The sequence below is a fragment of the Pseudomonas sp. MWU13-2862 genome, assembly GCF_023242495.1.
Taxonomy (GTDB): Bacteria; Pseudomonadota; Gammaproteobacteria; order Pseudomonadales; family Pseudomonadaceae; genus Aquipseudomonas; species Aquipseudomonas gingeri_D.
In genome coordinates this window covers 77,617-100,090 of the sequence record NZ_JALMEZ010000008.1, presented here as the reverse complement: position 1 = coordinate 100,090, position 22,474 = coordinate 77,617, and the positions used below count along the sequence as shown (strand labels likewise).

Annotated in this window: 15 protein-coding genes; 10 read left to right on the top strand and 5 right to left on the bottom strand. The window is 60.3% G+C overall.

All coding sequences use genetic code 11. The features are described from left to right. Positions 1–80: 80 nt before the first annotated feature. From M5C56_RS15995 to M5C56_RS15975, 5 genes are all read left to right on the top strand, one after another. A complete protein-coding gene (locus tag M5C56_RS15995) occupies positions 81–2,342 on the top strand; it encodes an EAL domain-containing protein (RefSeq protein ID WP_103499382.1) in 2,262 nt (753 codons plus the stop codon). Further along, positions 2,339–4,213 (top strand): GGDEF and EAL domain-containing protein, encoded by a 1,875-nt coding sequence (locus tag M5C56_RS15990; protein ID WP_103499381.1) that lies wholly within the window; start codon positions 2,339–2,341, stop codon positions 4,211–4,213. The genes M5C56_RS15995 and M5C56_RS15990 overlap by 4 nt, the downstream gene beginning before the upstream one ends. Positions 4,214–4,302: 89 nt before the next feature. After that, positions 4,303–5,223, top strand: a complete 921-nt coding sequence (locus M5C56_RS15985) for a cytochrome c peroxidase (RefSeq protein ID WP_247263219.1) — start codon at positions 4,303–4,305, stop codon at positions 5,221–5,223. Then, positions 5,220–7,034 carry a DAHL domain-containing protein gene (locus M5C56_RS15980; RefSeq protein ID WP_103499380.1) on the top strand — a complete coding sequence of 605 codons (1,815 nt, stop codon included), beginning with the start codon at positions 5,220–5,222 and terminating at the stop codon, positions 7,032–7,034. The genes M5C56_RS15985 and M5C56_RS15980 overlap by 4 nt, the downstream gene beginning before the upstream one ends. Next, positions 7,031–8,437 carry an ATP-binding protein gene (locus M5C56_RS15975; protein ID WP_247263211.1) on the top strand — a complete coding sequence of 469 codons (1,407 nt, stop codon included), beginning with the start codon at positions 7,031–7,033 and terminating at the stop codon, positions 8,435–8,437. The genes M5C56_RS15980 and M5C56_RS15975 overlap by 4 nt, the downstream gene beginning before the upstream one ends. A gap of 59 nt (positions 8,438–8,496) precedes the next feature. Here the strand turns inward: M5C56_RS15975 and M5C56_RS15970 are convergent, their stop codons facing one another. After that, positions 8,497–9,822 (bottom strand): APC family permease, encoded by a 1,326-nt coding sequence (locus M5C56_RS15970; RefSeq protein WP_103498361.1) that lies wholly within the window; start codon positions 9,820–9,822, stop codon positions 8,497–8,499. 226 nt (positions 9,823–10,048) lie between these two features. Continuing rightward, positions 10,049–10,870, bottom strand: coding sequence for a carbon-nitrogen hydrolase family protein (locus M5C56_RS15965; protein ID WP_103498362.1), 822 nt, complete (start codon positions 10,868–10,870; stop codon positions 10,049–10,051). A 152-nt stretch (positions 10,871–11,022) separates the two neighbouring features. On the opposite strand from M5C56_RS15965, the gene M5C56_RS15960 reads away from it, so the two are divergent. The 4 genes from M5C56_RS15960 to M5C56_RS15945 all read left to right on the top strand — a co-directional run bounded on the left by M5C56_RS15960 (position 11,023) and on the right by M5C56_RS15945 (position 17,750). Next, on the top strand, positions 11,023–11,823 hold the full coding sequence (locus M5C56_RS15960) for a LuxR C-terminal-related transcriptional regulator (RefSeq protein WP_103498363.1): 801 nt from the start codon (positions 11,023–11,025) through the stop codon (positions 11,821–11,823). A 356-nt stretch (positions 11,824–12,179) separates the two neighbouring features. Continuing rightward, complete coding sequence (locus M5C56_RS15955) at positions 12,180–13,739, top strand: glucan biosynthesis protein D (RefSeq protein ID WP_247263220.1); 1,560 nt, start codon at positions 12,180–12,182, stop codon at positions 13,737–13,739. Positions 13,740–13,744: 5 nt separating this feature from the next. Then, complete coding sequence (locus M5C56_RS15950; protein WP_103498365.1) at positions 13,745–16,042, top strand: glycoside hydrolase family 3 N-terminal domain-containing protein; 2,298 nt, start codon at positions 13,745–13,747, stop codon at positions 16,040–16,042. A gap of 88 nt (positions 16,043–16,130) precedes the next feature. Continuing rightward, positions 16,131–17,750, top strand: a complete 1,620-nt coding sequence (locus M5C56_RS15945; RefSeq protein WP_103498366.1) for an FMN-binding glutamate synthase family protein — start codon at positions 16,131–16,133, stop codon at positions 17,748–17,750. A gap of 39 nt (positions 17,751–17,789) precedes the next feature. On the opposite strand, the gene M5C56_RS15940 is transcribed toward M5C56_RS15945, so the two are convergent. Genes M5C56_RS15940 through M5C56_RS15930 form a run of 3 tightly spaced genes read right to left on the bottom strand, consistent with a single transcriptional unit; the run spans position 17,790 to position 20,690 of the window. Beyond that, positions 17,790–19,355 (bottom strand): glycosyltransferase family 39 protein, encoded by a 1,566-nt coding sequence (locus tag M5C56_RS15940; RefSeq protein ID WP_103498367.1) that lies wholly within the window; start codon positions 19,353–19,355, stop codon positions 17,790–17,792. 28 nt (positions 19,356–19,383) lie between these two features. Next, a complete protein-coding gene (locus tag M5C56_RS15935; RefSeq protein ID WP_103498368.1) occupies positions 19,384–20,319 on the bottom strand; it encodes a glycosyltransferase family 2 protein in 936 nt (311 codons plus the stop codon). Further along, positions 20,316–20,690 (bottom strand): GtrA family protein, encoded by a 375-nt coding sequence (locus M5C56_RS15930; protein WP_247263212.1) that lies wholly within the window; start codon positions 20,688–20,690, stop codon positions 20,316–20,318. The genes M5C56_RS15935 and M5C56_RS15930 overlap by 4 nt, the downstream gene beginning before the upstream one ends. Before the next feature lie 513 nt (positions 20,691–21,203). Here M5C56_RS15930 and M5C56_RS15925 point away from each other — a divergent pair. Then, positions 21,204–22,328, top strand: coding sequence for an OpgC domain-containing protein (locus M5C56_RS15925; RefSeq protein WP_103498370.1), 1,125 nt, complete (start codon positions 21,204–21,206; stop codon positions 22,326–22,328). Positions 22,329–22,474: the final 146 nt, after the last annotated feature.

The window sequence follows — 22,474 nt, the reverse complement described above, 5'->3', positions numbered from 1 at the left end:
CACAAGCCAGCGTGGTTATCAGGAAAGGAACTCCGCATGAACTCGGTACATCCTGCTGTCAATGTGTCCGGAGCCTTGCGATGAGCAGCCCCGGGGGGGGCGCCAATCGCCGCATCCTGATCATCGACGACACGCCGTCGATCCACGAAGACTTTCGCAAGACCCTCTGCCCGGAAGAAGTCGAAGACCATTTGCAAATGGCTGAGCAAGCCTTGTTCGGCGACGCCGTCGCCCGCAAGGTCGAGTGTTTCGAGCTCGATTCTGCCTTCCAGGGCCAGGAAGGCCTGGCCAAGGTCGAGCAGGCCCTGCTGCAAGGGCAGCCTTACGCCATGGCTTTTATCGACATGCGCATGCCGCCGGGCTGGGACGGCCTGCAAACCCTCGAACGGCTCTGGCAGGTCGACCCCAAGTTGCAAGTCGCGCTGTGCACCGCCTATTCCGATTATTCCCTGGAAGAGATGAACGAGCGGGTCGACATGGGCGATCGCCTGCTGATCCTGAAGAAACCTTTCGATGCCATCGAGATTCGCCAACTGGCCAGCACCCTGACCGTCAAATGGCAGATGACCGAAGACGCCGCGCTGAAAATGGACCAGCTCGAACAGGCCGTCGAAGAACGCACCCGCGAGCTGTCCGACGCCAACATCATCGTGCAGAACAGCCCGACCCTGCTCTATCGCCTGCGCGGCGAGCCGTCGTTCCCGCTGATGTACATCTCCCACAACATCACCAAGTTCGGGCATTCGGCCGAAGGCCTGCTGGCCTCGGCCGACTGGGCCGCGGAGTTGATCCACGCCGACGACCAGGAGAAGGTCGACGCGGCCATGGCCAAGGTCCTCGACAAGGACGCCGAGGGCGCCTCCATCGAGTTTCGCCTGCGCACCGGTGACGGTCAGTTGCGCTGGGTGGAAAACCGCTACGTACCGGTCCGCGACCCGGAAGGACGCCTGCTGGAAGTCGAAGGCATCATCATCGACATCACTGAACACAAGCTCGCCGAAGAGAAAATCGCCCTGCTCGCCCGCACCGACGGACTCACCGGGCTGGCCAACCGCTCGACCCTGATCGAGCGCCTGCACCAGAGTTTTGCCGGCGCCCGGCGTGGCGCCTCGTCGTTCGCGGTGTTCTACCTGGACCTGGATCACTTCAAGCGCATCAACGACACCCTCGGACATCCGGTGGGCGACCTGCTGCTGCAGGAAGTCTCTCGACGCATCCTGGCCTGCACCCGGGAAAACGATGTGGTGGCGCGCCTGGGTGGCGATGAGTTCGCGGTGTTGCAGATGGAAATGCTCGACCCGGCGCAATCCGGCGCCCTGGCGAGCAAGATCCTCAAGGCCCTGGTGGAGCCTTACCAACTGGAAGGCAATGAAGTGCGGATTTCGGCCAGCGTCGGCATCAGCACCTATGCCCAGGACAGCGAAAGCGCCGACAGCATGCTGGTCCAGGCCGACATGGCGCTGTATCGCTCCAAGGACAGCGGGCGCAACCAGTACCATTTCCATTCCGAGGAGATCAACCAGGAAGTCATCGACCGGATCGCCATCACCCAGGACCTGAAAAAGGCCATCGAACAGAACGAACTGGAACTGCACTACCTGCCGGAAGTCGATCTGGGCAGCGGCAAGATCCTCGGCATGGAGGCGCTGGTGCGCTGGAACCACCCCGAGCGCGGCATACTCGGCGCCGACCAGTTCATCCCCGCCGCGGAAAAAACCGGCACCATTGTCGCCTTGGGGCGCTGGGTACTGGAACAGGCTTGCCGGCAGATGCACCAATGGCGCAGGGACGGCATGGCACCGCCGGTGATTGCCATCAACCTGTCGCTGGCCCAGCTCAAAAGTGGCGGCGAACTGATTCGGGACGTGCTCGAGACCACCGGCAAATGGGGGTTGTCGCCCGCGGACCTGCAGTTCGACGTCACCGAAGCGACCCTGGCCCACACCAAATGGACAAAGAACGACGTACTGCCCAAGCTGCGCGAACTCGGCGTGAAGATCGCCATCGACGATTTCGGCACCGACTACTCGTCCTTCGACTACCTCAAGACCTACCGCGTCAACCACCTGAAGCTGGCCCAGTCGCTGATCAACCACGCGAGCCAGGACGTGGAAAGCGCTACCACCTTGCGGGCAATCATCAACTTTGCCCGCGAAGTGGGGATCGGCATCATCGCCGAAGGCGTGGAAACCCAGGAGCAACGCCATTCATTGATGGCCGCCGGCTCACCGATGACGGCCCAGGGCTATTACTTCAGCAAGGCCGTCGATAGCCAACGTGCCAGCGAGCTGCTGCACGCCGGTCATATCGCTCCTCGCCCAATGCCGGAGATCCGCCTATGAACCGTGCAGCCGGTGCCGCCAACAAGCGCATCCTGATCATCGACGATACCGCGTCGATCCATCAGGACTTTCGCAAGATCCTCGGGCCCGAGCAGGAGGACGAACTGAGCCTGGACTCTACCGAACACCTGCTGTTCGGCACCACTCGCCCGCAGCGTCAAAGCTTCGAGATCGACTCGGCCTACCAGGGGCAGGAGGCGCTGGAGCTGGTGAAGCTGGCCCTGGCCGCCGAGAAGCCCTATGCCATGGCCTTTCTCGACATGCGCATGCCGCCGGGCTGGGACGGACTGGAAACCATCGAACAGCTGTGGGCCGTCGACCCGGAGTTGCAAATCGCCCTGTGCACCGCCTACTCGGACTACTCCTGGGAGTCCATGGACGAACGCGTTGCCTTCGGCGATCAACTGCTGATCCTGAAAAAGCCTTTCGATGCCCTGGAAATTCGCCAGATGGCCAGTGCCCTGACCTGGAAATGGCAACTGGCGCGGGACATCGCCTCGAAGATGGCGCATCTGGAGCGAACCGTCGAGGAGCGGGTCCAGGAATTGCTGCAGGTCTCCCGGCTGCTGCAATTCGATGTGCTCACCGAACTGCCCAACAGCACCCTGCTCGGCGACCGCCTGGGCCAGGCCATCGCCCTGGCCAAACGACACGGCGAACAGGTGGCGGTGATGTTTATCGGGCTGGATCGCTTCAAACGCATCAACAATGCCCTGGGCTATCCGGCGGGCGATGAAATGCTCAAACACGTGGCCGGCTGCCTGGTGGGCGCCTTGCGCCAATCGGACTCGGTGTTTCGTTACCGCTCCGATGAGTTTGTCCTGGTGCTGCCCGAGTTCCTCCATCCGCAACAGACCCGTGGTACCGCCGAGAAAGTCCTCGCGGCAGTCAATACGCCCCATGAAGTCGCCGGGCATGGCCTGCGCGTGACCGCGAGCCTGGGTATCAGCCTCTACCCCGACGATGGCGAGGACCCGCTGGTACTGGTCAAGAAAGCCGAAGCCGCCATGCGCAACGTCAAGGAACAGGGCGCCAACAACTTCGGCTTTTTCATCGAGGACCTGAACCTACGGGCCCGCGAGCATCAATCCATCGAGTCCGGCATTCGCCTGGCCCTGGAGCGTAACGAGTTCGTGCTGCACTACCAACCCAAGCTGGACCTAAAGACCGGCAAGGTGGTCGGTGCCGAGGCGCTGATCCGCTGGCAGCATCCAGAACGCGGCCTGCTCTACCCCGCGGATTTCATCCCGGTGGCCGAAGACAGTGGGCTGATCGTCCAACTGAGCCATTGGGTATTGCGCCAGGTCTGCCTGCAAGGTCGGGCCTGGCAGGAGCAGATCAGCGAACCGCTGACCCTGTCGCTCAATATCTCGGCAATGGACTTCCGCCAGCGCGATTTCCTCGACAGCATCCGCCAGATACTGGAAGAAACCGGCATGGAGCCGACCCGGCTGGAGTTGGAAATCACCGAAAGCGTGTTGATGCAGAATGTCGACCACACTATTGAAACCCTGAAAGCCATCAAGACCCTGGGTATCCGCCTGGCCATCGACGATTTCGGCACCGGCTATTCGAGCCTCAGCTACCTGCAACGTTTCCCCATCGATGTACTGAAGATCGACCAGTCGTTCGTCCGCGATCTCAATGGCGACAGCAACGACGCCGCGCTGGTGAGCGCGATCATCAGCCTGGGCAAGAGCCTGCACCTGAACGTCATCGCCGAAGGCGTGGAAACCCAGGACCAGTTGTCCTTCCTCAAGGCCCATGACTGCGAGGAAGGCCAGGGTTACTACTTCAGCAAGGCGGTCGAAGCCGAGACTTTCCTGAGCCTGTTGCAGGACAAGCGCTTCGAACGACCGGCACAGACCTGATCCCGGAACCCGCCTCTTTTGCCAAGGACCTGCTCATGATGCCTCGCGCACCGCTGTCGTTGCTGGCGAGATCGCTCGCCTGCTGCGGGATGTTGCTCTGCACACCCCTGGTCGCCGCGCCGCTGGACGAACCGCTCAAGCCATTGCCGGATATCCCGGTACAGGATCCGCGCAAAGTCGAGCTGGGGCGCCAGTTGTTCAATGAAAAGCAACTGTCGATCAATAACACCACGTCCTGCGCCACTTGCCATCGCCTGGAGCAAGGCGGGGCGGACGACAAACCCTTTTCCATCGGTTTCCAGGGCGGCAGCCTGGGCATCAACACCCCGACCGTGCTCAACGCCGCGCTGAACTTCAAACAGTTCTGGAACGGTCGCTCCGAGACCCTGGAGGCGCAGATCGAGGAGGTGGTGAAAAGCCCGATAGAAATGGGCAACACCTGGCCCCATGTGGTCGAGACCCTCAACCAGACCCAGAGTTACAAGGAGGCCTTCAGCGAGGCCTATAAGGATGGCGTGACCATCGCCAACGTGCAGAATGCCCTGGCCAGCTACGAGCGCAGCCTGCTGACCCCCAACTCGCGCTTCGACCAGTACCTCAAGGGCAACACCGACATCCTGACCCTAGACGAAAAATACGGTTACCAGCGCTTCAAGGACTACGGCTGCATCGCCTGCCACCAGGGGGTCAATATCGGCGGCAACATGTTCCAGAAGTTCGGCGTGATGGGCGACTACTTCAAGGCCCGGGGCAACCCTACCGAGGCCGACCTGGGGCGCTTCCTGGCAACCGGGGCAGAAGACGACCGCAACGTGTTCAAGGTCCCCAGCCTGCGCAACGTCGCACTGACCGCGCCGTATTTTCACGATGCCTCGGCCAAGACCCTGGAAGACGCCGTCCATATCATGTTCACTTACCAACTGGGACGTGTCCCGTCCACCGAGGACATCCGCCTGATCGTGCTGTTTCTCAAGACCCTGACCGGCGAACTGGGAGGTAAACCGCTATGACGCAGACCAGCGGCTTCCTGAACCGGGTCCTCCTGCCGCGCCTGGCCCTTCTGCTCGTGGCGATGCTGGGGCTTCTATACATCATGGCCGACACCGACGCGACCCTGGACTATGCCCGTTGCCGTGACCTGATCAGCCGGGTCAAACAGTTGGATGCACAATGGGACGCCGAAATCCTCAAGGCCCGGATCGCGGTGGCGCGTAATTACGATCCGCTGGTCAAACCCCCGCAGGAAATGCGCCAACTCCTGCAAACATTCACGCCCATCGATCCCGGCCAGGAACATAAAGCCGCCGACGCCTGGAAGGACCGCCGGGACACCCTGACCCAGGCGCTCGACGAAAAAGCCCGACTGGTCGAACAGTTCAAATCCCGCAATGCGATACTGCGCAACTCCCTGGCCTTCCTGCCGACCGCCGAAGACGATATCCAGCACCAGCTCAGCGCCCTTCAGGATCAGGACAAACTGATGCTCCAGGACATGTCCAACGACATCTACGACCTGCTGCTCAGCGCCCTGGAGTTCGCCCAGACCACCACCGATGAACGCGCCCACAGTATCGAACTGGGGCTCAATCAAGTGATGATCGACGCACAACGCCTGCCGCCCTCGTTCAATGAGCCGGTGCAAATCCTGCTCAACCACGTCAACCTGATCCTGCGCGAACAACCCAAGGTCAACACACTGATTGAAGAGATCGACGCCGTGCCGGTCTCCGAAAGCCTGGACGCCATCACCGACCAACTGAACCAGGAGCAGCAAAAGGCCGATCAGATCAACCAGCGCCATCATTTGTACCTGTTGATTTTCTCGGCCCTGCTGCTCGTCCTGCTGCTGTATCTCGCCAGCCGCCTGATCCGCAGTTATGCCGAAATCAACCGGGTCAACCGCGCCCTGCAAGTCGCCAACACCGATCTTGAGCAACGCGTCGAGCGACGTACCCAAAGCCTGCGCGAGGCCCAGAGCGAACTGATGGAAAGCGCGCGCCTGGCCGGCATGGCCGAGATCGCCACCAACGTGCTGCACAACGTCGGCAACGTGCTCAACAGCGTGAACATCTCCGCCGACCTGGTGGCGCGCAAGTTGCGCAGCAGCAAAACCCAGGGCCTGGCCAAGGCGGTGACGATGATCAACGAGCACAAGCACGATCTAGGCGAGTTCATTACCAGCGACGAACGTGGCAAGCTGTTGCCCGGGTATCTCAACCAACTGGTCGAGGTCATTGCCGCGGAACAACAGAGCATGAGCGACGAACTGACCCAGTTGAGCAAGAGCGTCGACCATATCAAGGACATCGTCTCGACCCAGCAATCCTATGCCGGTGTCTCGACCATGGAGGAGCCGCTGCATATCCGCGATCTGCTCGAGGACGCGCTGCGCATGAACTCCGGAGCCCTGAGCCGGCATAACGTCACGGTGATCCGAGAATACGAGGACGTGCCCCGGGTGATGGCCGACAAGCACCGCTTGCTGCTGATCCTGATCAACCTGATCAGCAACGCCAAGCAGGCCATGGCCAACCTCGCCGACCGTCCGCGGGAAATCACCCTGCAAGTCCGGGCGATCGAGGACAACACCTTGCGCATCAGCGTCAAGGACGCCGGCGAAGGTATCCTGCCGGAAAACATGACGCGGATCTTTGCCCATGGCTTCACCACCCGCAAGGACGGCCATGGCTTCGGCCTGCACAGCTGTGCCCTGGCCGCGATCGAAATGAAAGGGCACCTGACCGCCCACAGCGACGGCCCCGGAAAAGGCGCCGTCTTTACCCTCGAATTGCCCTTGAAAACCGCCGTGGGGGCTGTATGAACACACTCCGCAACCGCCGTATCCTGCTGGTCGACGACACCCCGTCGATCCACGAGGACTTTCGCAAGATTCTCACCCCCCTGGTCGACGAGTCGCCGGACCTGGACCTGATGGAAGCCGCGCTGTTCGGCCAGGAGGTCAAGACCAGCAGCGTCCTGCCGTTCGAACTCGACTCGGCCTATCAGGGCCAGGAAGGCCTGCAGAAGGTCGAGCAGTCGGTGGCTTGTGGAAAGCCCTACGCCCTGGCCTTCGTCGACATGCGCATGCCCCAGGGCTGGGACGGTGCCGAAACCATCGAACACCTGTGGCAGGTCGACCCCAACCTGCAAGTGGTGGTCTGCACCGCCTACACCGACTATTCGTGGGACGAGCTGCTGGAACGCCTGCACGGTCACGACCGGCTGGTGATCCTGAAAAAGCCCTTCGACAATATCGAAGTCCAGCAATTGGCCAATACCCTGACCAATAAATGGGAAATGACCGAGCGCGCCAACCTGCAGATGCACCGGCTGGAAGAGTTGGTCGAGCAACGCACCCTGGCGCTCAAGCAGACCAGCCTGGCCTTGCAGCATGAAATCGACGAACGCAAGCAGTTGGAAGGACAGCTGGTGCAATCGGAAAAACTCGCCTCCCTCGGCCAACTGGCCGCCGGCGTCGCCCACGAAATCAACAATCCCATCGGCTTCATTTCCTCGAACCTGGGGACCCTGGAGGGCTATTTCGGCAAGCTGCTGGAAATGCTCCAGGCCTATCAGAACGCCGAGGAAGGGGTCGCCGCCCCCGAGTTGCGGGCACGCTTGAAGGACCTGCGCGAACGGGTCGAGCTGGATTTCCTCGAAGAGGATATTCCGTTGCTGATCAAGGAATCCAAGGAAGGCATCGGCCGGGTCGGGCAGATCGTCAAGGACCTGAAGAACTTCTCCCGGGTCGATTCGAACCAGGAGTGGCAATGGAGCAATCTGCAACAGGGCATCGAATCGACCCTGAACATTGTCGCCAACGAACTCAAGTACAAGGCCGATGTGGTCAAGGACTACGCCGCACTGCCGGAGATCGAGTGCCTGGCGTCGCAGATCAACCAGGTGATCATGAACCTGGTGGTCAACGCCGCCCAGGCCATGGGGCCTGAGCGCGGCACCATCACCCTGCGGGGCGGCAGCCTCGGCGAAAGGATCTGGCTGGAAGTGGCCGACACCGGCTCGGGCATGGCGCCCGAGACCGTGCAGAAGATCTTCGACCCGTTCTTCACCACCAAACCCATCGGCCAGGGCACGGGCCTGGGCTTGTCACTGTCCTATGGCATCGTGCAGAAGCATGCAGGGCAGATCACCGTGCGCAGCGAGGTGGGCGTGGGCACCACGTTCAGGATCGAATTGCCGATCCGCCAGAACAAGGCTGCTTGACCTGTAGGAGCCGGCTTGCTGGCGATAGCGTCCGCTCGGCCAACGCAGCCCTCAAGGCATCAGGCCGCTTCCTGGAAATCCATTTCCGGCGGCTGTTTGCGGAAACCACCGGTCAGGAAGCCCAGGTACACCAGGCCGGCCGCCAGCCAGCTCAGGCCCAGGTAGATCGCCAGGTGATCGAGGCTGATCATCAGCCACAGATCCGCCACCAGGCCGATCAGCGGGCACACCAGGAACAGCAGCAGCTCACGCGGTCCACGTTTTTCGCCACCGATCCAGTAGTGGAAAATCACCGACAGGTTCACCAGGCTGAAGGCCAGGAACGCACCGAAGTTGATGAACGAGGTGGAGGTGGTCACGTCCAGTTTCAGCGCCAGCAAGGCCACCACCGCACACAGCAGGATGCTGTTGACCGGCGTACCGAAACGCTCATGCAAGGTGCCGAAGAACGACTTCGGCAACACCCCGTCACGGCCCATCGCATACAGCAGGCGCGAACCGCTGGCCTGGGCCGACAGACCCGAAGCGAACTGACCGACGATCAGGCCGATCAGGAAGATCGTGACAAACAGATCGCCACCGATATTGCGGGCGATTTCATAGGCAGCCGAATCGACGTTGTCGAACACGAACGACGGATGAGCCAACTGCACGAAGTACGACACCCCAACGAAGATCAGGCCGCCGATCAGGGTGATCAGCATGATCGCCCGCGGAATGGTCCGGCGCGGATCGCGGGTTTCTTCGGTCAGGGTACTCACCGCATCGAAGCCCAGGAATGAATAGCAGGCAATCGCCGCGCCGCTCATGATCAGGGGCATCTGCATATCGCCGCTGAGAAACGGTGCCATCGTCCACAACGGCTCGCTGGCGTCACCGCCGATGTAGTGGATCGCCAGGGCGACAAAGGCCACCAGCACCAGGAACTGCACCAGCATCAGCAAGGCATTGATACCGTTGGCCAGGCGCAGGCCGACGATATTGATCACGCTGGTGATGCCGATAAAGGCCAGCACCCAGACCGCTTGCGGCACCGATGGGAATGCCGAATTGAGGTACGCCGCACCGATCAACCAGATCGCCATGGGCAGGAACAGGTAGTCGAGCAACACCGCCCAGCCGGCAATAAAGCCCAGCTTGGGGCTGATGGCCTTGCGCACATAGCTGTAGGCCGAGCCCGCCACCGGAAAGGCCGCGGCCATGCGCCCGTAGCTCATGGCGGTGAAGAACATCGCCACCAGCGCGGCGAGATAAGCGGCCGGAACCATGCCGGCCGTGGACTGGGCAAGAATGCCGAAAGTGCCGAGGACAATGATCGGCGTCATATAGGCGATGCCGAACAGCACCACCGACCCCAGTGAAAGGGTGCGTTGCAAACGAGCCATGAGGCGACTACTCCGAATGTTATTGGATTTATGGCAGAGCCGAGTTCGGCAAGATTGGAGCGGTACTACGAAATTCTTGTTTTGAAAAAACCCCTGAGAACACCAGGAACCTGTAGGAGCAGGGCTTGCCCGCGAAGCTTTTAGCGGTCTCAAGGGCCTCTTCGCGAGCAAGCTCTGCTCCTACAGTCCTATGCGCCTGGAAGTCCGGATTTCCAGGCGGAGTCAGTCAATCCTTGGGAATCAGCAACTCCCTCGCCCCATTGGCATGCTCGATGACCTCGCCCGGCAAACGCAGGCGCTGGTCATCCAGATAGCGATAGTCACGCCGCGCCGCCGCCAGTTGGCTCAGGTCCAGTTGCACCGTGAATTGCCCTTCCTCACGTCCGGCTTCGAACAGCAGGCTGCCAAACGGATCCACCAACGCACTGCCCCCGGCGAACAGCAACCCGCCGTCGCCCTCCTCGACCCGGTTGACCATCAGCGCGAACGCCTGGTTTTCCTGGGCACGGGCCATGATCGCGGTGCGGTGGGTCGGGCCATAGGGGTCCATGTTGCCGTTGGTGACGATCAACAACTCGGCGCCCAGCTGCGCCAGGGCCCGGGCGGTTTCCGGGAACTCGATGTCGTAGCAGATCAACAGGCCGACGCGGATGCCGTTCCACTCAGTGGTGACGTAGCGATCGCCAGCGGTGAACACGCCACGATCCGAGGCCCACAGATGGGTCTTGCGATAGCGCAGGGCAATGCCTTCGGGGGTGATCAGCAAGGTGCTGTTGTAGAACTGCCCGGCGTCGCTCTCGGCGATGCCAATCACCACGGCCAGGTTGCGTTCCCGAGCGGCCTGCTGCACGGCCTGGACGGTCGGGCCATCCAGCGACTCGGCGACAGCGGCCACGGTCTCGGCGGACGGAAAGCCCATCAGGTGGGTTTCCGGGAACACGATCAGCTGCGTATCGGCGGCGCAGGCCGCGATGGCCGCCAGTGCCCGCCCGAGGTTGTAGGCGGTATCGTTGTCCCGGCCCGCAAGCTGGGCAAATTCGACCTTCATGGATTTTTCCTTGTTTTCTATAGCCGGCCAGGCTCAATGACGGCGCCGAGCTGGCAGAATGAGTGCCCGGCCATTGTGTGTGGGTCCAGTATGCGCACCGGGGGTGGGCCGTGGGAATTACGCGGCCGGGGTAACCTGATAGGGGTAGATGAATGACACTGATCCTGGACGACATCGCCTGGCACCGTGCGATGGGGCAAATGATCGAGGCCCTCGACAGGCCGAATTTCTGGACGCAACTGGTGCGCCTGCTCGACCAGTACGTGACCTTCGACAGCTGGGTGGTGCTGCTGTTCAGCAACGGCCGGCACCCGGAAGTGTTCGCCGAATGCCCGGGCGAGGATGGCGGCCCGGATCAGTTGTTCCAGGATTACCTGCGTGGCCTGTACCTGCTCGATCCCTTCTACATCGCCAGCCGCGAACAGCAACGCACCGGCCTGTACCGCCTGCCGGAGGTCGCGCCGGAGCATTTCGAACTGACCGAGTACTACCAGCGCTACTTCCGCCTGAATGTGGTGGCCGATGAAATCCAGTTCAACTGCCAGCTCGACGGCGACCGTACCTTGTGCCTGTCGCTGGGTTCCACCACGCCTTTCAGCGCCGAGCAGATCGCCCTGCTCTCCTTGATCCAGCCCTGGGTCCTGGCGCTGCTGCGCCAACGCCTGCCCTACGAAACCCACGAAGCCGTGACCCAACCGAACACCGGCGGGCAAGTCGACTGGCGCACACAACTGGAAGCCTCGGTGCAACAGCTCAAGGGCGCGCAACTGACTGCCCGTGAGCTGGATGTCGGGCGGTTGATGCTCAGCGGTTGTTCAAGCAAGGAAATCGCCCGCAAGCTGGAAATTTCCATCGAGACCGTCAAGGTCCACAAGAAGCACATGTACAGCAAATTGGGGATCAAATCCCAGTCGGAGCTGTTCTCGATATTCCTGCAGGCCCAGCGGGCCTGAGCCATCCAATAGCTCAATGCCTGGATAACCGCCGGTCAGAAATGATCACGACCTGTCATTTCTGACAGTAGACAACCGGCCGGTCCTGATCGAACACTTCCCTCACGAACTGATGGAGTTGCTGTACGCCGACTGCTTGCCTGTACGAAAGGAAAAGACGCCAGGACCGAACCCCATGGGAGCGGTCCCCGCCAGGGACAGGGGAGCCAGTGAATTCGAGCGTTGACGCTTGCGTTTTCACTGATCATTGTCGGCGGGCCACCATGTTTACACGTCGCTCTTTCCTGGCATTTGCAGCACTTTCCCCCTTGTTCGCCGCACTGGGTCCACGACAGTCGGCATTGGCCGATGAACCGCTGAAATTGGGCGACCCGGCCCCCTTCTCCTTCGACAGCCTGATCAAACGCGCCGAAGAAACCGCCCTGAAACCTTATGTACTGACACCCACGGTGCCGGAACAACTGCTGTCCAGAATCGACTACGAAGCCCACGGCAAAATCAGATTCAATCCGGACCATGCGCTGTTTGCCCGCGGCCCCGGACAATTTCCAGTGACCTTCTTCCACCTGGGGACGTTTTTTCGTTTTCCCGTGCGGATGCACCTCGTCAAGCAAGGCAACGCACAGGAAATCCTCTACGACGAAGCGTATTTCGATATGCCCGCCGACAGCCCGGCGCGACAGCTCCCGGCCAACAGCGGGTTTGCCGGCTTTCGTATCCAGGAAAGCCGGCTGGGTCATGAGAAAAACCTCGACTGGCAACAGAACGATTGGCTGGCATTTCTGGGCGCCTCGTATTTCCGCGCGATTGGCGAGTTGTACCAATACGGCCTTTCGGCGCGCGGCATCGCGCTGGAGGTCGCACAGGCCAGTACTGCCGAAGAATTTCCCAACTTCTCGAATATCTGGTTCGAGTCCCCAAGCGATGACCACAGCCGGAGCATGACCCTTTACGCGCTGCTCGAGGGCCCGAGCATTTGCGGCGCGTATCGGTTCGTGATCCAGCGCGACAAAGGAGTGGTCATGGATATCGAGACGGCGCTGTTCCTGCGCCAGAACGTCGGCCGCTTCGGTATCGCCCCGTTGACCTCCATGCACTGGTTCAGCGAAGCCGCCAAACCGACCGCCGCCGACTGGCGCCCCGAAGTCCATGACTCCGACGGCCTCGCGCTCTGGACCGGCAGCGGCGAGCGTATCTGGCGCCCGCTGAACAATCCGCCGCGCACCATGGCCTCGGCCTTCAGCGACCAGCACCCCAAGGGCTTCGGCCTGCTCCAGCGCGACCGCAACTTCGACCACTATCTGGACGGCGTGCATTACGAGCGGCGCCCCAGCCTTTGGGTCGAACCGCTCGGCGACTGGGGCGAGGGCAGCGTACAACTGGTGGAGATCCCCACCGACGACGAGATTCACGACAATATCGTTGCCATGTGGGTCCCCAAGGAGCCTGCCGAGGCGGGTAATCGCTACCGTTTGAGCTATCGCCTGCACTGGCTGGCGGACGAACCCTATCCCTCCCCCCTCGCCCGGTGTGTGGCGACGCGCCTGGGCAACGGCGGTCAGCCCGGTCAACCGCGACCCAAGGGTGTGCGCAAATTCGTCGTCGAGTTCAAGGGCGCGCCGTTGGAAAAACTGGCTTCGGGAGTCAAGCCCGAAGCCGTGCTCGGATCATCGAGAGGGACCTTTTCCAATGTGTTCACCGAAGCGGTGCCGGATGGCGTGATCGGCCACTGGCGGGCCGAGTTCGATTTGAGCGTCGAAGGGCAGGACCCGGTGGAAATGCGCCTGTTCCTGCGCCTGGACGACAAGACACTGTCGGAAACCTGGCTCTATCAGTACCACCCGTTCGACTCCCGGCCCGGGGCGATTGCCCGACAGGCGTCGGGAATCACGGCACTGCCCGGGCACAGGGTCTGAATGTCATGAGTCTCTTTCGCTTGATCCTGGCAGCGCTGTCAGTAGCCTGCATCGTGGGCGCTTATGCGCGGGCCGAGTCGTTGTCCGACAAGCAGCAGTTTATTGAACAATTGCTCACGCAGATGACACTCGAAGAAAAAGCCGGGCAACTCACCCAACTGGGCGTACAGAAACACCCCACCGGCCCGGTCGTGGAAGACGGCGGCGAAGAGGCGATACGCAGTCCCGGGGTCGGTTCCCTGCTCGGGGCCTACGGCGTGCGGGACACCCGCCAGTTACAACGCCTGGCCGTGGAACAATCGCGCCTGCATATCCCCCTGTTGTTCACATTCGATGTGATCCATGGTTTTCGCACGATTTTCCCCGTGCCGCTGGCCGAAGCCTCGGCCTGGGACCCGGATCTGGCACAACGCACCGCCCGTGCCGCCGCCATTGAAGCCAGTGCCAGCGGCGTACACTGGACCTACGCCCCCATGGTCGATATTGCCCGAGATCCCCGTTGGGGACGAGTCGTGGAAGGGGCCGGAGAAGACCCCTTCCTCGGTGCCGCACTGGCCGTTGCACGGGTGCGCGGCTTTCACGGGAACGGGCCACCCGACCCGTCCACCTTGCTGAGCACCGCCAAGCATTTCGTCGGTTACGGTGCCGCCGAGGGCGGGCGAGACTACAACACCAGCGATCTCTCAGAACGCACCCTGCTCGAAACCTACCTCCCACCCTTTCGCGCCGCCGTGCAAGCCGGGGTGGACGCCATCATGCCTGGATTCAACGAGTTGGCCGGCGTCCCCATGCACGCCAATGGTCCCTTGCTCAAGGACAGGCTACGTGAGCAGTGGGGCTTTAACGGCATCGTGGTCAGCGACTTCACCGGTGTGCGGGAACTGATGCAGCACGGTATCGCCGCCACACCGACCGCGGCGGTCAGGCTCGCCTTCGCGGCCACGGTGGATATCGATATGGTCAGCGGTCTCTACGCCCAGGAGTTACCGGCCATGGTGCGCAGCGGCCAAATCCCGCAACGTGCCCTGGACGATGCCGTACGCCGTGTACTGGAGGCCAAGCAACGGCTTGGGTTGTTCGAGGATCCTTATCGTTACAGCAATGCAGATCGTGAAAAAGCCAGTCTGCTGACCCCCTCAACACGCGCCCTGGCCAGGGAGGCCGCCCAGAAATCCATGGTGCTGTTGAAAAACGACGGGGCCTTGTTGCCCTTGCACAAGGACCTGGCAAAACTCCTGGTGGTAGGCGCGCTTGCCGACGACAGACTCTCCACCCTCGGCCCCTGGTCAGGAGATGGGCGCGCCGAAGAATCGATCAGTATTCTGCAAGGCATCAAACAGGCGGTTTCGCCCGCCACGCGGGTGGTCTACCTGCCGGGGGCGTCGCCCGATGACGCCGACCTCTCAGGCATCGACAAGGCGCAGCAAGCGGCCGCCGATGCCGATGTGGTGATTGCCGTGCTCGGCGAGCACGCGGACATGAGCGGAGAAGCCCACAGCCGCTCCTCCCTCGGTTTACCCGGGGCCCAGGATGCCCTGCTGGCCCAACTGGTCGAAACCGGCAAGCCCTTGGTGGTCATCCTCGTGAACGGTCGCCCGCTGGCCATTCCCAGGATGGATGCACAGGTCCCGGCGATTCTCGAGGCCTGGTTCCTGGGCAGCGAAATGGGCAATGCCGTGGCCGATGTCCTGTTCGGCGACGTCAACCCCAGCGGTAAACTGCCCATCACCTTTCCACGCACGGTAGGACAAGTACCCATCTACTACGGCCACAAGAATACCGGACGACCACCAAGTGACGAAGAGCCCTACACATCGACCTATATTGACCAGTCCTGGAAACCGCTCTATCCCTTCGGTCATGGACTGAGCTACACGAGCTTCGCCTACGACCCACCCCAGCTCAGCAGCACCCGACTGACCGCCGATGACACCTTGCAAGTCAAGGTCACGGTCCATAACACCGGGGAGCGCGAGGGTGAAGAAATTGTGCAACTCTACCTGCGCGACAATGTCGCCAGCGTGACCCGCCCGGTACGCGCCCTGCGCGGCTTTACCCGGGTGAAACTGAAGCCGGGCGAGGCCCGTACACTGGACTTCCTGCTCGACAAGGACGACTTTGCCTTTCTGGACAACTACTATCTGCGACGGGTGGAGCCTGGTACGTTTACCGTCTACATCGGGGGCAGTTCCGCCACCGACAATCAGGCAAGCTTCGAAGTGACCCGCCTGGCCCGGGTGGTCGGCCTCGGCTCGGCTATCCCGCGCATGCTGCGCACACCCGCGAACACACCCCACGAGTGACAGGGATTTCGGTGACACACTTTGTATCGCTTTCCCGAGAGGTGCAGAATGCCAGACCTCCCGACGAGTCCGAACCAAAGGAAACCGTATGAGCCTGTCCCTTCTGAGCCGCTACGCCTTCTTTGCCGGTTGTGTGATCTTCACCCTCGCCAGCTTGCCGTTCCTGGCGTATGACTGGCTGTGGCCGTTCACCCTGCTGACCGGCTGCCTGAGCCTGCTGGGCCTGTTTGACCTGCTGCAAAGTCCCCACGCGGTACGCCGCAACTACCCGATCCTGGGCAATATCCGTTACCTGGTGGAAGGCATCCGCCCGGAAATCCGCCAGTACCTGCTGGAATCCGACAGCGATGCCCTGCCCTTCTCCCGTTCCCAACGCTCGCTGGTGTATTCGCGGGCCAAGAACGAAAGCGCCGACAAGCCCTTCGGCACCCTGATCGACGTGTACCAGGGCGGTTTCGAATTTATCGGCCACTCCATGCGCCCGGCGCCGCTGAGCGACCCGAGCAGCTTTCGCGTCATCGTCGGCGGCCCGCAGTGCAAGCAACCGTACTCGGCCTCGGTGTTCAATATCTCGGCGATGAGCTTCGGCTCCCTGAGCGCCAACGCCATCCGCGCCCTGAACCAGGGTGCCAAGCTCGGCAACTTCGCCCATGATACCGGCGAAGGCAGCATCAGCCCCTACCACCGCGAGAATGGCGGCGACCTGACCTGGGAACTGGGCAGCGGTTATTTCGGCTGCCGCACCGCCGATGGTCGCTTCGACCCGGAACGCTTCGCCGCCCAGGCCCAGACCCCGCAGGTGCGGATGATCGAAATCAAGATGAGCCAGGGCGCCAAGCCCGGCCATGGCGGCATCCTGCCCAAGCACAAGGTAACCAAGGAAATCGCTGAAACCCGCGGCATCATGATGGGCGAAGACTGCGTATCGCCATCACGGCACAGTGCGTTTTCCACACCGGTCGAGATGATGCATTTCATCGCCCAGTTGCGTGAGCTGTCCGGCGGCAAGCCGGTGGGCTTCAAGTTCTGCCTGGGCCACCCGTGGGAATTCATGGGCATTGCCAAGGCCATGCTGGAAACCGGCATCCTCCCGGACTTTATCGTGGTCGACGGCAAGGAAGGCGGCACCGGCGCGGCACCGGTGGAGTTCACCGACCATATCGGCGTACCGATGCGCGACGGCCTGCTGTTCGTCCACAACACCCTGGTGGGCCTGAACCTGCGGGACAAGATCAAGCTCGGCGCCAGCGGCAAGATCGTCAGCGCCTTCGATATCGCCAGCGTGCTGGCCATCGGCGCCGACTGGGCCAACTCGGCGCGGGGCTTCATGTTCGCCATCGGTTGCATCCAGTCGCAGAGCTGCCATACCAACAAGTGCCCGACCGGTGTGGCGACCCAGGACACCTTGCGTCAACGCGCCCTGGTGGTGCCGGACAAGGCCCAGCGGGTGTTCAACTTCCACCGCAATACCTTGAAGGCGCTGGCCGAAATGCTCGCGGCGGCGGGGCTCGATCACCCCGCGCAGTTGGAGGCCAAGCACTTGGTACGGCGGATGTCGGCGACCGAGATCAAGCTGTTCTCGCAGTTGCATGTGTTCCTCAAGCCGGGTGAATTGCTCACTGGAGAGGTGAACGGCGAGTTCTATTCACGTATGTGGCAGATGGCGCGGGCCGATAGCTTCGAACCCAATGAAATGGCCGTCGCGTAAAAAGAGTAAAAGCGCCTGGCCGCCAAGAGCCAGGCGCCTTCATTCACACCTGACGGGGTTATCGCCTGGCACACTCCCACAAATCTCATACAACCCCAGAACATTATCGCCCATCACTGTTTGCGTGATCGAATGCCAGCGACGGGGAAGATCAACCTCGTCACCCGGCTTTTTATACGCGTAGTCCAGCCACCATACTCGACCTGTTGCCGTTTCAAGACGATCGAGAGACTCAACATAAGTGTCATCGCCATATTTCATCATCGGGGCAGAAAAGCCTGACGCGATGGGCCGATGGCCTGATGACGACGAAAAGTGCAACAACAGCTTCCGGTGTTTATCGTTGTAAAAATGCCCAGCGTAAAAGAGATAGGCATCGCTCACCACCAATACATCACCACTCATTGACTGGACGTTAAAATCCTCCATCAGCTCAGCCAGCCTATCGTCAGCCATCCGGTAAGGGTTGTTCATTGTATGCTGTTGACTATAAACATGGCTCAAGCCAAAAACCTCTACCGCTGACAATACGCCCACCGCGATGACAACCCCCCATCCATTACGCAACTTATCCAGTGCTATCGCCACAAGAAGAGGCATCATCACCGCAGAAAAAAACAAATAGCGCTCTACAAACACAGGGATATAGAAAGAGAATAAAAAAACGACAATCACCGTTAAAAAACCACATATGACAATCAGCGTTTGCACGGCGTACCGACTGCGGTCTTGCCACACCACTATAGCTCCGGTCAGCACATACACGATCGGTACCAGCCAGTAAATAAACGAATTGCAACCACGCCCATCGTTAACGATCAAGAATTTCCATATCGCCGATGGCAGGCTATAACCGGAAACGGGCTGAATCCAACCCACGCCAAAGGTGTTCAACTGGGTAAAAACACTCGACAACCATGGCAAGTAAAGCAGGACAATCACCCCGTTCGCCAGCCACCACTGGGGCCTCTCTATGCCTCGATGCCGCCCATAAGCCGGCAGACGGATCAACAGCAGGTACAGCCAATGGGAAAACGCGCAGAAAATCGAAAAATAATGGGTATAAAGTCCACTCACCATCAATAAAACATACATCACCAGGTAGCTGCTTTTTTGCGGTTTGAGCACCCAGTACACCAGCGCAAGGGTGGCGCCCGTCAGTTCGACCCCCATCAGCGCATACATGCGCACATCCTGGCTGTAGCGAACCGCGATAGGTAACAACGCCAGCAACAAGCCCGCCGTTATTGCCGCTCGCGGTGTTGAAACCATCCGCACCAGCCAAATGCCGAACCCGACGTTGACGACGCCAAGCACGGCACTGAAACCTCTCGTCCACATCAACGCATTGCTGTCGGTCAGTGCGACCAGCCCATGCAGGAGCATATAAAAAAGCGGAGGATGTACATCGCGGCCGCTTAACGTCCAGATATCAGCCAGCGGATAGGCAATCAACTCCAGGCTAAAACCTTCGTCAGACCATATGGAGGCGTGGGTCAACAAGTAAAAGCGCACCCCTGACGACAAGCCGATAATCGCGACAACCCACCACCCCATGGCGCGTGAACGCGTGGCCGTCACGGCAGTTGATGCGACGTCACTCATTGCGCTCCCACTCCCGGATCGACGGCTGTCATTTTTCCCGTCGGGTAGAAATAATGTCCTTTACCACATACCTGGGCCGATGCTTGGCCTCCATATAAATCCGTCCCACATACTCGCCCAATATCCCGATTCCGATCAGTTGTATCCCGCCTAAAAACAATATGGCCGTCATCAGTGATGGATACCCTGGTACTTCGTTACCAAAGAGTAGTTTGTCGATCACCATGTACCCGGCATACAGCAGCGCGAATAATGAGATCCCGCCGCCGATGTAGCTCCACAGGCGCAACGGCAGGGTACTGAACGAGGTGACCCCTTCGAGCGCCAGGTTCCATAATTTCCACGCATTGAACTTGCTCCGGCCACCGACACGGGATGCACGGTCGTATTCAATAATGGCGACCGTGAAACCGGCCCACGACAGTACGCCCTTCATGAACAACTGCTGTTCCGGCAAAACCTTGATGACATCCACCACCTTACGATCCATCAGGCGGAAGTCACCTACATTTTCCTCAATGTGGGTGTAGGCAATGTGCTTGAGCAGACGATAGAAGAGAGAGGCACTGTGACGCTTCAGGTAACCGTCACTGGAACGATCCCGGCGCTTGGCCAACACCACATCAGCGCCGTTTTGCCAGGCCTGGAGCAATCGGGGGACGACCTTGATCGGATCCTGCAGGTCAACATCGATGGGAATGACCGCCTCACCGCTGGCAAACTCAAGGCCGGCGAACAACGCCGGCTCTTTACCGAAGTTTCGTGAAAAATTGACCAGCACTACATTGTCATCCATCAGTGTCAACGCACGAGCGATGTTTTCCGTAGCATCTAAACTGCCGTCATTGATAAAAACAATTTCGACCTGGTAATGATTCAATCCAGGCTCTTGTCTGACGGTCTGGTAAAAAAGCTCAATGGTCTGCTCTTCATTGAACAGCGGAACCACCAAGGAAACTTTCACGTCGGCGTGCTCCGAAAGACCACGTAGCAGGCATAAAAGTAGCCCACCACCAAGCTGACGCCTGAAAAGAGGAACAATGTCACGATGCCGGGCATGGCCAACTCATCCCCAAGCCAGCCGATTGCCAGACTCAAAAAAGCCATGAAACCGATAAACGACAGATAGCGCGCCCAGGATGCAGCGCGCTTGAAGTTATATCGCGAGTTGGCATAAAAGGAGAAGGTCGCTGCCACTGCAAAGGCACAGACATTACTGACAAGCTGACCAACCGACAGGACGCTGTGCAGCGTCAGGAAGACGCCCCAGTGGATCAACGTATTAAGAACGCCAATATAAACGTAGATCGAAAAATGCTTGGGCAACACACACACGGCCATGTCCTTGATTCCGCAGCCGGAAAGAAATACCCGCCCGATAAGAGCCGAGGGGCGCTTCCACGTACAACGAAACGCCAGCGTGGTGATAGTTCAACACTAGGCCGCATCAACAGGTCTGTCTACTGTCAGAAATCACAGGTACAAGCGAGTCCCCTTATGGCCTGAGCACTGCGCCGCCACTTCCGACCCGTACACACCTGTTATTTCTGACAGTAGGCAGGTCTGTCGGGACACTCTAGTGTCAAGTTCCTGCCCCGTGGATATCCGTTGCCATAAAAACATGGACGCCAAGAAACGGCATGAGGAAGCTCCTTCCCGCCTGCTCTGCCTGTCTGAAAAACACCTCTGCTGGCAGGCAACCCTCGACACAAAATTGTGACATTCAGTAATACCCCCGCCTTTGCAATTCCCTCCGACTCACGCCAACCTGCACGCCGCCGCTGTGCGCATGCAATTTCTTACAGCAATAACAGCCCTATTCAACATTCGCCCAAGAGTTTTCCCGTGATGTCCAATGGACGCGATCATCGCATCGACTTTTTCCGCGGGTTGGCGCTGATCTTCATTTTCTGGGATCACGTGCCGCAGAACCCTCTCGCCAATCTCACCGTGCGCAATTTCGGTTTCAGCGACGCGGCGGAGATCTTTGTCTTTCTCGCCGGTTACGCAGCGATACTGGCCTACGGCAAGATCGCCCGCCGCGACGGTTTTCTGGTGGCCAGCGTGCGCATCCTGCGCCGGGCCTGGGTGCTTTATGTGGTGCATATCTTCCTGCTGGCGTTGCTGATGGGCATCGTGTTCTTTGCCAACAGCCAGGTGGAAACCCGTGACCTGGTGCAGGAAATGGGCTTGCAGTACTTCCTCACACACCCACAACAGGCGCTGGTGGACGAACTGCTACTGCGCTTCAAACCCAACCTGATGGACCCCCTGCCGCTGTATATCCTGTTGCTGCTCGGCCTGCCGCTGATCCTGCCGATGCTGCTGCGCAAAGCCGAATACGTGGTCGGGGTGTCGGTGCTGCTGTACCTGCTGGCGCCCTGGTTCCAGTGGAACCTGGCCGCCCAGGAGGGTGGCGTGTGGTTCTTCAACCCCATGGCCTGGCAGCTGCTGTTCGTGCTCGGTGGCGCGGCGGCGATCCATGGACAGCGGGAAAAGCGCCCGGAACTCCGCCCGCTGTCGCGGCAGCCGTTGTTCGTCACCTCGGCGGCCTATCTGCTGGCCTGCGCGGTGATCGCCTTGTCATGGAAATGGCCGCAGATACACGAAGCCTTCATGCCCAAGCTGTTGGGCGAGTGGCTCTACCCGATCAGCAAGACCAATCTGTCGCCGGCGCGCCTGCTGCATTTCCTGGCGCTGGCCTATGTGGTCTCGAAGCTGTTGCCCAATGGACGCTGGCTGAATCACTGGCTGCCCCGGCAGAGTTGCCGGATGGGCCGTTACTCGCTGGAGGTGTTCTGCTTTGGCGTGCTGCTGGCGCCGCTGGCGGACATGCTCAATGCCCAGGCTGGGGATGGCTGGCCGGTGCGGGTATTCAGTGCACTGCTGGGCGTGGCGTTGATGGCGGCGCTGGCGGGATGGCTGGACCTCAACAAGCGCCTGGGCCGGCCCGCGCCAGTAGCGATCGCCTGATACGAATCATTCGTCATTACAGCAGCCATGCCCCCCTGATGACCTGCCAGAAAAACCTGACCCACTTCACATATTTTTCGCCGCCTCCAAGCAGCGTCTAAGCTTCAGGCAAGTGCGATCAATCTGCGTGAATGGATGAATCGACT